This is a genomic window from Streptomyces sp. CG4 (genome assembly GCF_041080655.1).
In the GTDB taxonomy this organism is placed as follows: domain Bacteria; phylum Actinomycetota; class Actinomycetes; order Streptomycetales; family Streptomycetaceae; genus Streptomyces.
This window is the reverse complement of sequence record NZ_CP163525.1, coordinates 2,192,499-2,208,920: the sequence shown is the minus strand read 5'-3', so window position 1 is coordinate 2,208,920 and position 16,422 is coordinate 2,192,499. Positions and strand designations below refer to the sequence as shown.

Sequence of the window (16,422 nt, the reverse complement as noted above, 5' to 3'; positions counted from 1 at the left end):
GAGAGTTGCGGGCTGTACGGCTCAGACGCCCGGCGGCACCCGCGACGGCCGGCCGGATCCGCGCGTCAGCGCATACCCCCCGATCCCGGCGAGGGCCGCCAGCACGGCACCGATCCCGGTCCACACCCACCGGTCGGACCACCACCCGGAGGACCAGCCGTCGTGCGAACCGAAGCTGGACAGCACTGCCGTCTTCGAACCGTCCGTCTTCTCCGCGGACTTGACGGCGATACCGGGCACCAGCGGCTTGCCCAGCGAGCCGTCCGCCGCGGCCGAACCGCCGATGTCCTTGGAGTCGACGCGCACCTCCGCGCTCACCGGCTGACCGAGATCGGCGGCGCCGAGGTCCACGACGGTCAGCCGGATGTAGTACGTGCCCGGCAGCGGGTCGTCGGCCGACGGCTCCGCCCAGCCGCGCACCGTACGCAGTACGCAGGCCAGCTCGACCGAGGAGGCGTCCTGCTCGGCGGTACGGGGGTCGGCGCCGTACTGGCAGGCCTGTCGGCGCCGCAGCCCGTCGTACACGTCGAGCTGCCAGGTCTGCGCGCCGTGCGTCCGCGGGAGCTTCACCTTCGCCCTGACGGTGGGCCGCCGGCCGATGTCGGCCGGGAACGACCAGTACAGGTAGTCACCGGTGGAGCCGGACGCGGTGGCCTGCTGCCCCTGCTCCAGCTCCGTCGCCGTACGGAAGGAGGTGCCCGCCTTGGTGGGTGCCGAGCCGTCGGCGGAGGCGCTCGGCGAAGGGCTCGGGGTGTCGGCGGCGGCCGGCCCGGCGGCCAGGCCCAGCGCCAGCAGCGCGCCGCCCAGGACACGTGTGATCCGCATCAGTTCGTCCTCCAGATCGCGACCCGCCAGCGCGACAGCCAGCCCCACAACAGCCCCGCCAGGAAGCCGGTCAGCACCAGCGTGCCCAGCAGCCACCAGCCGCGGCCGAGGCCGAAGGACGCCACGTCGTGATGGCCCGACGGTCCGGCCACGACGTCGACGGTCAGCTCCAGCGGCAGACCGGGCGTGGTCTTGACGCTCGCACCGGCCGCGAAGGAGTTGGTGACCTGCAGACACACCGTCTCCGCGGGCGCGTTGTCGTCGTCGCTCGCGGCCTTCGGGTAGCGCAGACCCGTCGAGATCGCGTCCGTACGCCCCGTGCCGTCGGCCTCGCCGCGCACGATCTCCCGTCCGCTCGCGGTCACCGCCCGCAGCAGCACCCCGTAGTTCGGGCCCACGGCGCGGTCGTCGGCCACGCTCACCGAGGCGCGCAGCTCCTTGCCGGGAGCGACGTCGACCTTGTACCAGCGCTGCTGTCCGAACTCCTCGCGGTCCGTGTACAGCCCGGACTTCAGCGTCGGCGCCTTCTCGCACTGGGCGGCGCCCTCGGTGGCCACCGGTGTCACCACCGGATCGGCCGCCCGGTCGACCAACTGCCCGACACGGCTGCTCAGTTGCTCCCTGTGCCGTACGTCGGTGTAGGTGCCGCCGGTGGCGTCCGCGATGCAGCTGAGCTGGTCGCGGGTCTTGGCGTCCGGCACCAGGCCGAGGGTGTCGATGGTCAGCCCGACGCCCTTCGCCGCTATCTCGCGGGCCACCTCGCACGGGTCGAGCGGCTGGCAGGTGTCCTCGCCGTCGGTGATCAGGACGATGCGGCGCGTTCCGCCGCCGCTGTTCAGGTCGTCGGCCGCCTTCAGCAGCGCCGGCCCGATCGGCGTCCAGCCGGTGGGCTGCAGCGTGGCCACCGCCGTCTTCGCGTCGGTCCGGTTCAGCGGGCCGACCGGGTAGAGCTGCGCGGTGTCCTTGCAGCCCTCCTTGCGGTCGTTGCCGCGGTAGTTGGCGCCCAGGGTGCGGATGCCGAGCTGGACCTCCTGCGGGGTCGCGTCCAGCACCTCGTTGAACGCCTGCTTCGCCGCGGCCATCCGGGAGCCCCCGTCGATGTCCTGGGTCCGCATCGAACCGCTGACGTCCAGCACCAGTTCGACCTTCGGTGCGGCCGTCTGTGTCTCGTCGGCGACGGCTCCGCCGGGGAACGCGATCCCGGCCGCCAGGGCGGCGAGCAGAGCACAGACCCCCGCCGCCAGCCGTTGTCTTGTGATCATCGCCGGATCTTATGGAGCGGACGGGCCGGCCGCCAAAACGAACGGATTCGGCAGGGACGTCCACTGGTCGCCCGATGTCCGCGGGGACAACCGCATCAGCGTCAACGCCTTCGCTGGCAGCGGGCCTTCGCGCACGGCGCGCAGGTCCGCGGAGTCCACCAGGTCCGGTACGACGGCGGACAGTGCCGCCCCCAGCGCCGGGCCCGAACCCGCCGTGGCGGCCAGGGCGCCCCCGACCAGGGAGCCGAACAGCTTGCGGCGCAGGGCCGTTTCGTCGTCGGTGATCAGGCGGCCGGTGAGCGGCGGCGGGGCGATGCCGTGCCGCCTCAGCCGGGCCGGGCTGATGCGGATGTCGGCCAGATCGCGGTAGACGAGCCGCACCGGGGTGCCGTCGGCCGCCAGGATCACCAGCAGGTTCTGCCCGTGCGCCTCCAGTGCCACACCGAGGCCGAGAAGGCACAGGCCCACGGTCAGCGTGAGCCGGGTGAACGCGGGCAGCCAGCCCGGCGCGTCCGGCAGGCCGGTCGTCGGGAGCGCGGCCACCGGAAGGACCCGCTCGCCCGGACCCGCGTACCCCTCGGGTGACTCCCGCAGCAGCGCGGCCAGGTCGGGGGCGTGGGCCGAGACCGCGCCCAGCGTGCGGGTGACGTGCAGCAGGCCGTCGGTGCGCGCCGCCAGCTCCTCGGCGAGGGCGGACAGCGGCGCGGCGGCCCGCACCGAGTACAGGGAGATGTCCCGCACGGAGGACGTCAGCCGGGCGCTCAGCGCGGTCTTCACATGCGGCCCGTCCGGCAGCGCGAGGGTGCGCAGGGACAGCAGCGGGCGGGCCGGGCACCAGGCGTCGTACGACCGCTTGAGGATGTGCTCGGCCTGCCACGGGTGCACGGGCACCAGCAGCCGCTCGCCGTCCCGCAGGTCCGCCGGCCAGTCGCCGCTCACCAGGCACTCGTCCGCCGGCACCGGCACCGTCCCGAGCTCCACCACCGGCCGGTGCTCGGGGCCGTACGCCAGCTGCTCCGCCACCGAGAAGCCGGGCCGGGAACGGCAGTTGGGGTGGAACGGATGGCCGTCGGTCACCCGTTGCTCCCACGCCCAGTCGCTTTCCGGCCACTCCTTGGAGTGATCCGCGTCGGCCCGGGACAACGCCAACGAGGCGACGCTGCCGGCCAGTTCCGTCGCGAACGCGGCGCCGTGCGGCACGGCCAGGGCGGTCATCAGCTCGGCCGGGTCCACCTGGCGCTCCCGGTCCAGGCGGACCCCGGTGACGTACGCGCTCGTGGCGTACGGGTCCGCGTGCGGCCCGTACAGCGTCCGTCCGTCGGCGAGGCGCAGCGCGAGGCTGTGCGCGCCGTGCACCCGGCCGGTGATCCACGGCAGCGGCTCATGGGCCAGCGCCCGCCATAGCCGGGTCAGTACGGCGGCACGGGCGCCCGGCAGCTCCGCCGTGTACCCGGGCAGCAACGCGGGCCGGACGGCGGCCAGTTCCTCGGCGACGGCCTCGGCGGCGGGGGGACGGTGCACGGCGGCTCCTCAGGGACGCGGGCGGCGGAGGACGACGGGGCGTGGGGCGATGGAGTGGGTGCTGGGGGAGAGGGCGCTGGGGTGGCGGACGGGCGCAGGACGATTGTCGGGGACGAGAGAGATACTGAGCGCGACGACCCCCGACGAAACGAACGGATCGCGTGGACCTCACACCCCCCACCGACTCGGTCGGCCCCCGCGCCGACGCCTACGCGGCCGCGCCCCTGCTGAACTGCCTGCTGCGCGAGGTGGCCGAGCCGGTCACGGCCGCCGGCGACCCGCGGGTCCACCGGCTGCCCAGCGGGCGGCTGCTGCGGGTGCGGGCCGGCCGCCGCCCCGCCGACCCCGAGGTGCACACCGACGGGACCTGGCACCGCGTCGGCCACACCGAACTGGTCAAACTGGTGGCGGAGGAACTGCGCCGGCACACAGGGGTACCGGGCGGCGACCTGCCCGCCGAGATGGTCGACAGCCGGGACGCGGTCGCCGCGCTGCTCACCGCCCGCGCCCGGGCGACGGCTCCCGCGGACCCCTATCTGCGCTCCGAGCAGTCCCTGATCACCGGCCACCCCTACCACCCGGCGCCCAAGGCGCGCGGCGGCGGCCCGGTCGCGTCCTGGCTGCCGTACGCCCCCGAGGCGCATGCCCGCTTCCCGCTGGTGCTGCTCGCCGTCCGCGAGGACCAGGTGGCCGAGGAGGGTGACACCAGCGCCCTGGACGCCCTCGGCACGGCGCCGCCCGGCTACCGGCTGCTGCCGGCCCACCCGTGGCAGCTGGACCTGGTGGGCCGGGAGCTGGCGGCGGCCTTCGCGGACGGCCGGCTGCTCCGGCTCGGCACGACCGCCTTCGACGGCCGGCCGACGGCGGCGATCCGCACGGTGTACGAGCCCGGGCGCGATCTGTTCCTGAAGTTCAGCCTGGACGTCCGCATCACCAACGACATCCGCCGGCTGTGGGGCCACGACCTGCGCAGACTGCGCCGTACCGACACGGCTGCCAAAGACGCCTTCGTGGCGCTGGGCCCGCCCGCGGCCTGGCTGAGCGACCGCGGCTACCGCACGGCCGCCTTCGCCTTCGAGGAACTGGCCGTCCTCGTCCGGGACGGGCTGCGCGGCCATCTGCTGCCGGGCGCGACCCCGCTGCTCGCCGCAGGCCTCGCCGAGGGCTTCGACGGCAGCCCGCTGGCCGCCGCGGCCGACCCGGACGCCTGGTGGGAGGCGTATCTGCGCCAGGTCGTCCCGCCCGCGCTGAAGGCGTTCGACGACCACGGGGTCGTCCTCGAAGCCCACTTGCAGAACACCCTCGTCGCCGTGGACGCGGCCGGCACGCCCGTCCAGGCGCTGTTCCGGGACGCCGAGGGCACCAAGCTGCTGCCGGAGGTGACCCGGGCGGCGGGCTGGGAGCGGCTGGTGTACTGCCTGGTCGTCAACCATCTCACCGAGATCGCCGCCGCCCTCGCCGACCACCACCCCGGTCTCGACCCCTGGCCCGCCGTCCGCCGTGAACTGACCCGGCACGACCTGCCCGAGATCCCGGCCCTGCTGGCCTCGCCGACCCTGCCGGGCAAGACCAACCTGCTGCTGCGCTGGACCGGCGCGGACGGCGCCGCCGCCCGCTACCTGCCCGTGCCGAACCCGCTGGCGGACCGCTGACCTGCTGTGCCGCCGACCCGGTGCAGGCCTGCCGACCTGGCGGCCTGCTCCGGGTCCACGGGGGCCGGCGAGGGCCGGCGGGGCTACCGGGCCGTGCCGAAGTCCTGGGTCCAGTAGCTGCCGGGCTGTGCGAGACCGACGCCGATCTCCTTGAACGAGCAGTTGAGGATGTTGGCCCGGTGCCCGGGGCTGGACATCCAGCCCGCCATGACCTGGTCCGCGGTGGTGTAGCCGTAGGCGACGTTCTCGCCGTAGGCGCTCCAGTCGTAGCCGGCCCGCGTGATGCGGTCGCCCGGGGCCGAGCCGTCGGAGCCGGTGTGCGACATGTTCTGGTGGGCCGCCATGTCCGCGCTGTGGGCCTGCGCGGCCTTGGTCAGCTCCGAGTTCAGGGCCAGGTCCTGGCACCCCGCCTTGGCCCGCTCGGCGTTGACGAGCTGCAGGATGCGCGCGGTGACGCCGGACGCCGTGGGGGTGGGCTTCGGGGTGCTCGACGCGGCGGGGGCCTTGGCGGCGGTGGCGGCGGGCTTGGGCGCGGCGGTCCGCTGGGGCTGGTGGGCGGTCGGGTTCCTGTCGCCGCTCGGGTGTTCCGTGGGCGACCCGGTGGCCCGCGGCGTGTGCTGATGGCCGTTGCGATGGTGATGCCGGTGTCCGTGGTGCTTCTGCTGCTGGGGCGCGCTCGTCGCGGCGGCGTCGGCCTGGTCCGTCCGGTCCGTCCTGCCGTACGGCCAGTCGGAACAGGCCAGCGCGACGGACGGTATGCCCACGGCGCCGATGGCGACGGACGCGACGACTATTCGCCGGAAACGCTGCGTCTTGCGGTGCTTGGCCATGCGTGAACCTCACTCGGTGATCGCCGAGCGCCCATTTTCAGAACGGCCTCACATGGAGCGCAAAGGGCGCTTCTACTATCGCACCTCGTAGACCCGGACAGCCCTTGCCAGGAGAGCCGTGAGATGCCGCCTTCGCGTCCGCGATGTTTGCTTGTGTCTGACGCCCCATCAGGAGGCATCGCATGGCGACGAATACGAGAGGGCGTCGAGCGGGCGGCGGGCGGCTGCTCGTAGGGACACCTCATGTCCACAGCAAGACGGACAAATCCCCTATGTCGCCGGAGCCGTATCTACTATCCGGCGCGCCTAGTTGCAGAGGTGGCTGTGATGGATCTCACGCCGGGCGGTGCAACCGATCCGGCCCTCCCGGTGGAGCGCCTACGCTGATCGATGTGCTGCGCGACGTGACTGCTGTTCGATACGTGACCCCGCTGCGGTCCGGCGGCTCCGTGCCCGGAGTCGTCGAGGCCGACGACGACGGCACCTATGTCGTCAAGTTCACGGGTTCGGCGCAGGGGCACAAGGCGCTGGTCGCCGAGGTGATCGTCGGGGAACTCGCCCGCGCGCTCGGGCTGCGCTTCCCCGAGCTGGTCCTCGTCCACTTCGACCCCGCGATCGCCGACTCCGAACCGCACCAGGAAGTGCGGGAGCTGCACGGCGCGAGCGCGGGCGTGAACCTCGGCATGGACTATCTGCCGGGCGCCCGCGACTTCACCCCGGAGATCGCGAAGCGCTTCCCCGTGGACCCGCTGGAGGCCGGCCGGATCGTCTGGCTGGACGCGCTGACCGTCAACGTGGACCGCACGGTCCACAGCTCCAACCTCATGGTCTGGCCCACGCTCGGCACCGCACCGCCGCGCCTGTGGCTCATCGACCACGGCGCCGCCCTCGTCTTCCACCACCGCTGGGACACCACGGCCCCGGGCAAGAGGTACGACTTCCGGCACCACGCCCTCGGCCACTACGGCCCCGACGTCCGCGCCGCCGACGCCGAACTGGCCCCGCGGGTGACCGAGGAGCTGCTGCGCGGCATCGTCGCCGAGGTCCCGGACGCCTGGCTGGCGGAGGACGCCGGCTTCGCGACCCCGGACGACGTCCGCGCCGCCTATGTCGACTACCTGCTCGCCCGGGTGCGCCTGTCCGAGGAGTGGCTGCCCGCCGACTTCCCGAGCCGCGAGCAACTCGCCGCGGAAGAGGCCCTGCGCGCGGCGAAACGCCAGGCGGGCCGCCCGGCCTGGCTGAAGACGGTCCCCGACCTGCACGGCAAACCGGCCGCGGAACAGGACTGGTCGGCCCACCTGGGCTGAGATGCGGCCGAGCGGCCCGGGGACGGTGCGTTCCCGGAGCCGCTCGCACGCGCGGGCTGCTCAGCCGCGCAGCTGCTCGTACGCCGGCAGGGTGAGGAAGTCGGCGTAGTCGTCGTCCAGGGAGACCCGCAGCAGCAGATCGTGGGCCTCCTGCCAGTGGCCGGCGGCGAAGGCCTGCTCGCCGATCTCCTGGCGGATGTTGGACAGTTCCTCGGCGGCGACCTTGCGGGCCAGTTCCGGCGTGGCCTTGTCGCCGTTCTCGAACTCGACGCCCGCGTTGATCCACTGCCAGATCTGCGAGCGGGAGATCTCCGCGGTGGCCGCGTCCTCCATCAGATTGAAGATGGCGACCGCGCCGAGCCCGCGCAGCCAGGCCTCGATGTACCGGATGCCGACCTGGACGGCGTTGACGAGACCGTGGTACGTCGGCTTCGCGTCCAGCGAGTCGACCGCGATCAGGTCGGCCGCCTCGACGTGGACGTCCTCGCGCAGCCGGTCCTTCTGGTTCGGCTTGTCGCCGAGGACCCTGTCGAAGGACTCCATGGCGATCGGGACGAGGTCGGGGTGGGCGACCCAGGAGCCGTCGAAACCGTCGTTCGCCTCGCGGTCCTTGTCGGCGCGGACCTTCTCGAACGCCACCTTGTTGACCTCGGCGTCCCTGCGGGACGGGATGAAGGCCGCCATGCCGCCGATCGCGTGCGCGCCGCGCTTGTGGCAGGTGCGGACGAGGAGCTCGGTGTACGCCCGCATGAACGGGGCCGTCATCGTGACCGCGTTGCGGTCCGGCAGCACGAACCTGGCGCCGCCGTCCCGGAAGTTCTTGACGATGGAGAACAGGTAGTCCCAGCGACCGGCGTTCAACCCGGCGGCGTGGTCGCGGAGTTCGTAGAGGATCTCCTCCATCTCGTACGCGGCCGTGATCGTCTCGATCAGGACGGTGGCGCGGACGGTGCCCTGCGGGATGCCGACGTAGTCCTGGGCGAAGACGAACACGTCGTTCCACAGCCGCGCCTCGAGGTGCGACTCGGTCTTGGGCAGGTAGAAGTACGGGCCCTTGCCGAGGTCCAGCAGCCGCTGGGCGTTGTGGAAGAAGTAGAGGCCGAAGTCGACGAAGGCACCGGGGACCGGCGTGCCGTCGGCGTCGACGAGGTGCCGCTCGTTCAGGTGCCAGCCGCGCGGCCGCATGACGACGGTCGCCAGCTCCTCGTTCGGGCGCAGGGCGTACGACTTGCCGGACCTCGGGTCGGTGAAGTCGATGTTCCGGGTGTAGGCGTCGACCAGGTTGATCTGGCCGAGGACCACGTTCTCCCAGGTGGGCGCGGAGGCGTCCTCGAAGTCGGCGAGCCAGACCTTCGCGCCCGAGTTGAGCGCGTTGATGGTCATCTTGCGGTCGGTGGGGCCGGTGATCTCGACGCGCCGGTCGTTCAGCGCGGCCGGGGCCGGGGCGACCCGCCAGGAGTCGTCCGCGCGGATCGCGGCTGTCTCGGGGAGGAAGTCGAGCGTGGAGGTGCGGGCGATCTCGGCGCGGCGCTCGGCCCGGCGGGCGAGGAGTTCGTCACGGCGCGGGGTGAACCGCCGGTGCAGCTCCGCCACGAAGGCGAGCGCCGCGTCCGTGAGGACCTCTTCCTGCCGGGGCAGGGGCTCGGCGTCGACGATGGCCAGCGGGGACGGCGCTGGTGCGGACATGAGCTGTCACTTCCTTCAGCGGTGGCACCGGGTGCCTTGTGGCACGAATAGGGCAAACAGCGCCGACTGTGCGGGCAGGCGCTTCTGAACAGTGGATAGTAGTTTTCTCATTGTGGAACTTCAATGGTTTGTTGATGTCGAGATTCTCTGAGTCGAGGCAAGGTGGCGCCCAGTGCCACCCTCTTCACTCAAGGTGGCGCAGGTCGGCCTCGGTGTCGATGTCGTACGGTTCGGCCACGTCCGCGCACTCCACGAGCCGGATCTGAGCCGCGTGCTCCTTCAGATAGGCGCGGGCGCCACGATCCCCGGTGGCGGTCGCCGCGATGTCCGCCCAGTGGGCCGCGCCGAACAGCACCGGATGCCCGCGCAAGCCGTCGTAGGCGGCCGAGATCAGCGATTTCTCGCCCTCGTACGCGCCGAGTACCCGTGCCACGGCCGACGCCCCGATGCCCGGCTGGTCGACAAGGCTGACGAGGGCGGCCCGCGCCCCCGTTCCGTCGAGCGAGGCCAGTCCGGCCCGCAGCGAGGAACCCATGCCCTCGGCCCAGCCGGGGTTGTCCACGAGCACGCAGCCGCTCAGGTCGGCCCGCGCCCGCACCTCGTCGGCGCGGGCGCCCAGGACGACGTGCACCCGCGCGCATCCGGCCGCGCGCAGCACCCCGACCGCGTACTCGACCAGTGGCCGCCCCCGGTGCGTCAGCAGCGCCTTGGGCCGCCCGCCGAGCCGTCTGCCCCCGCCGGCGGCGAGCAGCAGCCCGGCGACCTCCTCGTACTGGTTCTCCGTCATGCGTCCTGCATACCCGACCGGAGGGCAGGCGGCCGGATCCCCTTGGGCTGAATTTCGGTCCGCGCTGTGGCGCTCCCGGACGCGGTGGCGTTTACTGGCCCGCGCACGACGGCGTGAGGGGGAGGGCTGTGTTGCGGAGCTTGGGGCAGAGACCGGTGACCGGCAGCTACGAGGACCCGAAGGTGGCGGAACTGCGGACCGCGGTGTCCCGGCTGCGCCGCGAACTCGCCGCGCTCCCGTCCGAGTTCCCCGACCGCGCCATAGCCGAGGACGAACTGGCGGCCCTGGCCGCGATGGCCTCCGACGGTTCACCGGAGATCCCACGCTTGCGCAAGTCCCTGTTACTGATCGCCGGGGCCATTGGTTCGGTGAGCGCCCTGGCGGGGGGCTTGAGCGGGGTCCGGGAGGCAGTGGACCTGTTCGGGGGACCAGCGCAGCGGGGCTGAGTGTGCCGATCGAGCTCTCAGGCGCCCGAACTGGCCAGCGCCTGAGACAGCTCAAGGGCGATCTGCTGCAACACCGGCACGATCTTGTCGGTCGCCGCTTCGGTGACACGTCCGGCCGGCCCGGAGATGGAGATCGCGGCCGCGGTCGGGCTGTCCGGGACGGACACCGCGAGGCACCGCACCCCGATCTCCTGCTCGTTGTCGTCGACGGCGTACCCCGTCCGCCGCACATCGTCCAGCGCCGCCAGGAAACCCTCGGGCGTGGTGATGGTCTTCTCCGTGGCCGCGGGCATCCCGGTGCGCGCGAGCAGCGCCCGCACCTCGTCGTCCGGCACCCCGGCGAGCAGTGCCTTTCCGACACCGGTGGAGTGCGGCAGCACCCGTCGGCCCACTTCCGTGAACATCCGCATCGAGTGCTTCGACGGCACCTGCGCCACGTACACGATCTCGTCGCCGTCGAGCAGCGCCATGTTCGCGGTCTCGCCGGTCTCCTCGACCAGCCGGGCGAGATACGGCCGTGCCCAGGTGCCGAGCAGCCGGGACGCCGACTCGCCGAGCCGGATGAGCCGGGGGCCGAGCGCGTACCGCCGGTTCGGCTGCTGGCGGACGTAGCCGCAGGCGACCAGCGTGCGCATCAGACGGTGGATGGTCGGCAGGGGCAGCCCGCTGGTCGCGGACAGCTCGCTGAGCCCGACCTCGCCACCCGCGTCCGCCATCCGCTCGAGCAGGTCGAAGGCGCGCTCCAGGGACTGGACACCGCCCCCGGCGGCGGGCTTGGCGGAGTCGGTGGTGCTGGCGCTGGACGTCGGCACGGCGCGTTCCTTTCGGGGGCTGGCAGGAGTGCAGAAGCCTACCCGGCAGTCGGTTGACTCCCTGCTTGTGCGTAGCTACGTTCTGCTTGCTGGAATTCTAATTCCGCTTTGTGGAAACGTCCAGAGTGAGTGCAGGGTGCGCGCTGTCCAGCAGTGTGCCCCTTGACGGCGGAGAAGTGGGAGTGAAGACTCCTTCAACAGAACGTTGAAATCCGTTACGTGGGTGTAAATCCCGTTTCTGGGGCGTAAAACGGCGGTACAGAGAGGGGTTCGGGTGTCCGACGCTGAACTGGTCCTGCGCTCGACGCGCGTCATCACTCCGGAAGGGACGCGGGCCGCCTCGGTCGCCGTGTCCGCCGGGAAGATCACGGCCGTCCTGCCGTACGACGCGCAGATCCCGGCCGGCGCACGGCTGGAGGACTTCGGCGACCACGTCCTGCTGCCCGGCCTGGTCGACACCCACGTGCACGTCAACGATCCCGGCCGCACCGAGTGGGAGGGCTTCTGGACCGCCACCCGCGCGGCGGCGGCCGGCGGCATCACCACGCTGATCGACATGCCGCTCAACTCCCTCCCGCCGACCACCACGGTCGAGAACCTGCGGGTCAAGCAGCAGGTCGCCGCCGACAAGGCGCACATCGACGTCGGTTTCTGGGGCGGCGCCCTGCCCGACAACGTCAAGGACCTGCGCCCGCTGCACGACGCCGGCGTCTTCGGCTTCAAGGCGTTCCTGTCCCCGTCCGGGGTGGACGAGTTCCCGCACCTGGACCAGGACCGGCTCGCCCAGTCCCTGGCGGAGATCGCCGGCTTCGGCGGCCTGCTGATCGTGCACGCCGAGGACCCGCACCACCTGGCCGCCGCCCCGCAGCACGGCGGCCCCAAGTACGCCGACTTCCTCGCCTCCCGCCCGCGCGACGCCGAGGACACGGCCATCGCGAACCTCGTCGCGCAGGCCAAGCGGCTCCGTGCGCGCGTGCACGTGCTGCATCTGTCCTCCAGCGACGCGCTGCCGCTGATCCGCGCCGCGCGCGCCGAGGGCGTCCAGGTCACCGTGGAGACCTGCCCGCACTACCTCACCCTCACCGCCGAGGAAGTCCCGGACGGCGCCAGCGAGTTCAAGTGCTGCCCGCCCATCCGCGAGGCCGCCAACCAGGACCTGCTCTGGGAGGCGCTGGCCGACGGCACCATCGACTGTGTCGTCACCGACCACTCGCCCTCCACCGCCGACCTGAAGACCGCCGACTTCGCCACCGCCTGGGGCGGCATCTCCGGCCTCCAGCTCAGCCTGTCCGCCGTATGGACCGCGGCACGCGCGCGTGGGTGCGGCCTGGAGGACGTCGTGCGCTGGATGTCCACGCGGACGGCCGCACTCGTGGGCCTGCGGGACAAGGGCGCGATCGAGGCCGGCCGCGACGCCGACTTCGCCGTCCTCGCCCCCGACGAGACCTTCACCGTCGACCCGGCCGGCCTCCAGCACCGCAACCGGGTCACCGCGTACGCCGGCAAGACCCTGTACGGCGTCGTGAAATCCACCTGGCTGCGCGGCGAACGGATCGCCGGTGGCGGCGAGTTCAGCGAGCCGAAGGGCACCCTCCTCGCCCGCCCCCAGTAAGCCACCTCCGCCCCCGCACCCGGCCGACGCCCGGAAAGGAACCCCTGATCACCGTGACGGCGCTGCATCAATCGAGTTTGACCAGCTTCACCGGCGACGCGAACCCCTACGGAGGCGGCGACCCGTACGCGGACTACCGCACCGCCGACTTCCCCTTCACCCAGTACGCCAACCTCGCCGACCGGCAGCTCGGCGCCGGCGTCATCGCCGCCAACGACGAGTTCTTCGCCCAGCGGGAGAACCTGCTGGTGCCCGAGCCGGCCGAGTTCGACCCCGAGCACTTCGGGCACAAGGGCAAGATCATGGACGGCTGGGAGACCCGGCGCCGGCGCGGTGTCTCCGCCGAGCACCCGTGGCCGACCGCGGAGGACCACGACTGGGCGCTGGTCCGCCTCGGCGCGCCCGGCGTGATCCGCGGGATCGTCGTCGACACCGCCCACTTCCGGGGCAACTACCCGCAGGCCGTCTCCATCGAGGGCACCTCGGTACCGGGCTCCCCCTCGCCCGAGGAACTGCTCTCCGGCGACGTGAAGTGGACGACCCTCGTCCCGCGCACCCCGGTCGGCGGCCACGCGGCGAATGGTTTCGCCGTATCGGTCGAGCAGAGCTTCACGCACCTGCGGGTCAACCAGCACCCCGACGGCGGCATAGCCCGCCTGCGGGTCTACGGCGAGGTCGTGCCCGACCCCCGGTGGCTGTCGGTCCTGGGCACCTTCGACGTGGTCGCCCTGGAGAACGGCGGCCGGGTCGAGGACGCCTCCAACCTCTTCTACTCCCCGGCCACCAACACCATCCAGCCGGGCCGCTCCCGCAAGATGGACGACGGCTGGGAGACCCGCCGCCGCCGTGACCAGGGCAACGACTGGATCCGCTACCAGCTGGTCGCGCAGGCGCAGATCCGCGCGATCGAGATCGACACGGCCTACCTGAAGGGCAACAGCGCCGGATGGGCCTCGGTCTCCGTCAAGGACGGCGAGAGCGGCGAGTGGACCGAGATCCTGCCGCGCACCCGCCTCCAGCCCGACACCGACCACCGCTTCGTCCTCGCGGCCCCGGCCGTCGGCACGCACGCGCGGATCGACATCTTCCCCGACGGCGGCATCTCCCGCCTGCGCCTGTACGGCTCCCTCACCGACCAGGGCGCGGCAGGCCTCGCCGCCCGCCACCAGGAGCTGGGCGGCTGACCCACCCCCTGCCCGCGCGGGGCGCCCCGGCCTGGACAGCACCGGGCGCCCCGCGTGTCACCCGTACGGACCCGGTTCCCGCCGCCTGGAACTTACGGGTCCGTCTTCCGCGTTCTTTCCCACGTGACCCTTCAGCAAGAGATCGTCGGCAACGCCATGCAGATGGCGGTCGTGAACCTGCAGCCCGGCCAGACCGTGTACTGCGAGGCCGGAAAGTTCCTGTTCAAGACCACGAACGTGACCATGGAGACACGGCTGTCAGGCCCGTCGGGCAACGGCGGCCAGCAGCAGAGCGGCGGGGGCGGTGGCATGGGCGGCATGCTGCGCCAGGCCATGGGCACCGCCATGCAGGTGGGCCAGCGCATGCTCGCGGGCGAGTCGCTCGCGTTCCAGTACTTCACCTCCCAGGGCGGCGCGGGCACGGTCGGCTTCGCCGGTGTGCTCCCCGGCGAGATGCGGGCCCTGGAACTCGACGGCACACGCGCGTGGTTCGCCGAGAAGGACGCCTTCGTGGCCGCCGAGTCCAGCGTCGAGTTCGGCATCGCCTTCGCCGGCGGCCGCACCGGCATGAGCGGCGGCGAGGGCTTCATCCTGGAGAAGTTCACCGGGTACGGCACGGTGATCATCGCCGGCGCGGGCAACTTCATCGACCTCAACCCGGCGGACTTCGGCGGCCGTATCGAGGTGGACACCGGCTGCGTGGTCGCCTTCGAGGAGGGCATCCAGTACGGCGTCCAGCGCATCGGCGGCCTCAACCGCCAGGGGATCATGAACGCCGTGTTCGGCGGCGAGGGCCTCTCCCTGGCCACCCTGGAGGGCAACGGCCGGGTGATCCTGCAGTCCCTCACCATCGAGAGCCTCGCCAACGCCCTGAAGAAGGCCCAGGGCGGCGACAAGCAGGGCCCGACCGGCGGACTGTTCTCCACCCACGCCGGATGAACCGATGAGTTGCGGGTGCCCGCGGGGTCTGCACTGATGACCACAGACCCCGCACCCGGAAGAAGGCACTCGCCATGGGCAAGCTCGTCTCCACCATCTTCGTCACCCTCGACGGCGTCTACCAGGCGCCCGGCGGCCCCCAGGAGGACACCAGGGGCGGCTTCATCCACGGCGGTTGGAGCTTCGTGTACGGCGACGAGGACTTCGGCCGCTTCGTCACCGAGGTCTTCGACCGCGCCGGCGCCTTCCTGCTCGGCCGCCGTACGTACGACATCTTCGCCGGCTACTGGCCGAAGGTGACCGACCCGGCGAACCCGATCGCCGGCAAGCTCAACGCACTCCCGAAGTACGTCGTCTCCTCCACCCTCCAGGCCCCGCAGTGGTCCGGCACCACCGTGCTCGACGGCGACCTCGCCAAGGACGTGCAGGCCCTGAAGGAGCGCACGGACGGCGAACTCCAGGTCCACGGCAGCGGCGCCCTGGTCCGCTCCCTGATCGACCTCCGGCTCCTCGACACCCTGCACCTGCTGACCTTCCCGGTCGTCCTCGGCACCGGCCACCGCCTCTTCACCGAGGGCACGGCTCCCACCGGCTTCCGGCGCACCGGCGGCCGTGTCACGGGCGCGGGCGTCTCCATCCAGACGTACGACCTGGCGGGCGACCCGGAGTACGGCTCGTACGAACTCCCCGAGGACGCGTGAGCCGCCCACGCCCCCTGACCGGGGAGCACGGCCGCGTCGATACGGAGAATCGGGATCTCTGAACCATCAGCGGTTGTCCAACCGCCTCGAAGCGAGGTGCTGCCGCTGATGGGTCGCCCAGACCGGCAGGCGGACGGTGACCGGGATGCCGACCGGGGCGGGACTGGCCCGGCTGTGGCCGTACCGGCGGGCCCATGCCTTCTTCTCCGAGGCGTCGTGGGATCGGACTGCGCCTGGCCCGCGCGGGCGTCGAGGCTCTGCTGCCGGCGCATGCGCCGGTCTTGGCCGTCATCGACGACACCCTGCTCCACCGCGTCGGCAAGAAGGTCTTCGGAGCGTTACGGCCGCACGGAGTTCGTGTGGATCGCCGACTTGGCGTGCCACACCATCGTCGTGCTGTGGTTCACCGCCCACGGCCACCACCCGGCCGACATCAGGGAGCGGCGGACCTCGCAGCCCTGGTACATGACCAAGACGACCCCGCGCCGAGGGGAACCTCAACCCCCGCACGGGCCCCGTCGTGTTTCCGCAGTGCGGGTTCAGGCACCCTTTTTGATCTTGAGCGGCCCCTGCGGCTGGGACAGGCTGGCGAAGGCCACGCGAACCTGCTGTGAACACGGCGCACGGAGCGCGGGCCTCGTCTGACGCATATGTCTGACGCACCAGCATCCAGAGAGGCAGTACCACCGTGCTTCGCCGTCTGTTGATACCCGTGATACCCGCTGTCCTCGTCGGGTCCGCCCTCCTCGCCGGGTCCGCCCTCCTCGTCGGGTCCGCCCTCCTCGCCGGTTCGACCGCGCACGCCACCGACATCGGCTGGGATCTGACCCGTCCCAGCGCGCCGACCGCCGCCTGAGG

At 72.1% G+C, this 16,422-nt stretch carries 15 protein-coding genes; 8 read left to right on the top strand and 7 right to left on the bottom strand.

Translation table 11 applies throughout. From position 1 onward, the window contains the following. Window positions 1–21: 21 nt before the first annotated feature. Genes AB5L52_RS10125 through AB5L52_RS10115 form a run of 3 tightly spaced genes read right to left on the bottom strand, consistent with a single transcriptional unit; the run spans window position 22 to window position 3,608 of the window. Complete coding sequence (locus AB5L52_RS10125) at window positions 22–825, bottom strand: hypothetical protein (RefSeq protein ID WP_351030151.1); 804 nt, start codon at window positions 823–825, stop codon at window positions 22–24. Continuing rightward, a complete protein-coding gene (locus tag AB5L52_RS10120; protein ID WP_369363473.1) occupies window positions 825–2,087 on the bottom strand; it encodes a VWA domain-containing protein in 1,263 nt (420 codons plus the stop codon). The genes AB5L52_RS10125 and AB5L52_RS10120 overlap by 1 nt, the downstream gene beginning before the upstream one ends. A gap of 9 nt (window positions 2,088–2,096) precedes the next feature. Continuing rightward, window positions 2,097–3,608 carry an IucA/IucC family protein gene (locus AB5L52_RS10115; protein ID WP_369363471.1) on the bottom strand — a complete coding sequence of 504 codons (1,512 nt, stop codon included), beginning with the start codon at window positions 3,606–3,608 and terminating at the stop codon, window positions 2,097–2,099. 161 nt (window positions 3,609–3,769) lie between these two features. Between AB5L52_RS10115 and AB5L52_RS10110 the strand changes: the two genes are divergently transcribed. Then, on the top strand, window positions 3,770–5,260 hold the full coding sequence (locus tag AB5L52_RS10110; protein WP_369363469.1) for an IucA/IucC family protein: 1,491 nt from the start codon (window positions 3,770–3,772) through the stop codon (window positions 5,258–5,260). Window positions 5,261–5,343: 83 nt separating this feature from the next. Here AB5L52_RS10110 and AB5L52_RS10105 read toward each other — a convergent pair whose 3' ends face one another. Next, window positions 5,344–6,090, bottom strand: a complete 747-nt coding sequence (locus AB5L52_RS10105; RefSeq protein WP_369363467.1) for a CAP domain-containing protein — start codon at window positions 6,088–6,090, stop codon at window positions 5,344–5,346. A 392-nt stretch (window positions 6,091–6,482) separates the two neighbouring features. On the opposite strand from AB5L52_RS10105, the gene AB5L52_RS10100 reads away from it, so the two are divergent. Beyond that, entirely contained in the window at window positions 6,483–7,397 is a 915-nt protein-coding gene (locus AB5L52_RS10100) for a HipA family kinase (protein WP_369363465.1), read from the top strand. 60 nt (window positions 7,398–7,457) lie between these two features. On the opposite strand, the gene aceB is transcribed toward AB5L52_RS10100, so the two are convergent. Further along, window positions 7,458–9,083: a malate synthase A gene (gene aceB, locus AB5L52_RS10095; RefSeq protein ID WP_369363464.1), complete on the bottom strand. Its 1,626-nt coding sequence runs from the start codon at window positions 9,081–9,083 to the stop codon at window positions 7,458–7,460. A gap of 184 nt (window positions 9,084–9,267) precedes the next feature. Beyond that, entirely contained in the window at window positions 9,268–9,870 is a 603-nt protein-coding gene (locus AB5L52_RS10090; RefSeq protein WP_369363462.1) for an NTP transferase domain-containing protein, read from the bottom strand. Window positions 9,871–9,998: 128 nt separating this feature from the next. On the opposite strand from AB5L52_RS10090, the gene AB5L52_RS10085 reads away from it, so the two are divergent. Then, window positions 9,999–10,316 carry a DUF5955 family protein gene (locus AB5L52_RS10085; RefSeq protein WP_351030163.1) on the top strand — a complete coding sequence of 106 codons (318 nt, stop codon included), beginning with the start codon at window positions 9,999–10,001 and terminating at the stop codon, window positions 10,314–10,316. A 17-nt stretch (window positions 10,317–10,333) separates the two neighbouring features. Here the strand turns inward: AB5L52_RS10085 and AB5L52_RS10080 are convergent, their stop codons facing one another. Continuing rightward, the gene (locus tag AB5L52_RS10080) at window positions 10,334–11,128 is read right to left on the bottom strand and encodes an IclR family transcriptional regulator (protein WP_351030164.1); all 795 of its coding nucleotides are present in this window, start codon (window positions 11,126–11,128) and stop codon (window positions 10,334–10,336) included. A 274-nt stretch (window positions 11,129–11,402) separates the two neighbouring features. Here AB5L52_RS10080 and allB point away from each other — a divergent pair, with 274 nt between their 5' ends. The 5 genes from allB to AB5L52_RS10055 all read left to right on the top strand — a co-directional run bounded on the left by allB (window position 11,403) and on the right by AB5L52_RS10055 (window position 16,420). After that, complete coding sequence (gene allB / locus AB5L52_RS10075; RefSeq protein ID WP_351574543.1) at window positions 11,403–12,740, top strand: allantoinase AllB; 1,338 nt, start codon at window positions 11,403–11,405, stop codon at window positions 12,738–12,740. 53 nt (window positions 12,741–12,793) lie between these two features. Beyond that, a complete protein-coding gene (alc, locus tag AB5L52_RS10070) occupies window positions 12,794–13,924 on the top strand; it encodes an allantoicase (protein WP_369363460.1) in 1,131 nt (376 codons plus the stop codon). A 123-nt stretch (window positions 13,925–14,047) separates the two neighbouring features. Beyond that, entirely contained in the window at window positions 14,048–14,863 is an 816-nt protein-coding gene (locus tag AB5L52_RS10065) for an AIM24 family protein (protein WP_351030169.1), read from the top strand. Between the two features lie 74 nt (window positions 14,864–14,937). Further along, window positions 14,938–15,564, top strand: a complete 627-nt coding sequence (locus AB5L52_RS10060) for a dihydrofolate reductase family protein (RefSeq protein ID WP_369363458.1) — start codon at window positions 14,938–14,940, stop codon at window positions 15,562–15,564. A 712-nt stretch (window positions 15,565–16,276) separates the two neighbouring features. Beyond that, window positions 16,277–16,420 carry a hypothetical protein gene (locus tag AB5L52_RS10055; protein WP_369363457.1) on the top strand — a complete coding sequence of 48 codons (144 nt, stop codon included), beginning with the start codon at window positions 16,277–16,279 and terminating at the stop codon, window positions 16,418–16,420. Window positions 16,421–16,422: the final 2 nt, after the last annotated feature.

What these genes read in the sequence shown, in the direction of transcription:
- AB5L52_RS10125 (WP_351030151.1), bottom strand. Translation starts at nt 825, where the DNA reads ATGCGGATCACACGTGTCCTGGGCGGCGCGCTGCTGGCGCTGGGCCTG.
- AB5L52_RS10120 (WP_369363473.1), bottom strand. Translation starts at nt 2,087, where the DNA reads ATGATCACAAGACAACGGCTGGCGGCGGGGGTCTGTGCTCTGCTCGCC.
- AB5L52_RS10105 (WP_369363467.1), bottom strand. Translation starts at nt 6,090, where the DNA reads ATGGCCAAGCACCGCAAGACGCAGCGTTTCCGGCGAATAGTCGTCGCG.
- aceB (WP_369363464.1), bottom strand. Translation starts at nt 9,083, where the DNA reads ATGTCCGCACCAGCGCCGTCCCCGCTGGCCATCGTCGACGCCGAGCCC.
- AB5L52_RS10090 (WP_369363462.1), bottom strand. Translation starts at nt 9,870, where the DNA reads ATGACGGAGAACCAGTACGAGGAGGTCGCCGGGCTGCTGCTCGCCGCC.
- AB5L52_RS10060 (WP_369363458.1), top strand. Translation starts at nt 14,938, where the DNA reads ATGGGCAAGCTCGTCTCCACCATCTTCGTCACCCTCGACGGCGTCTAC.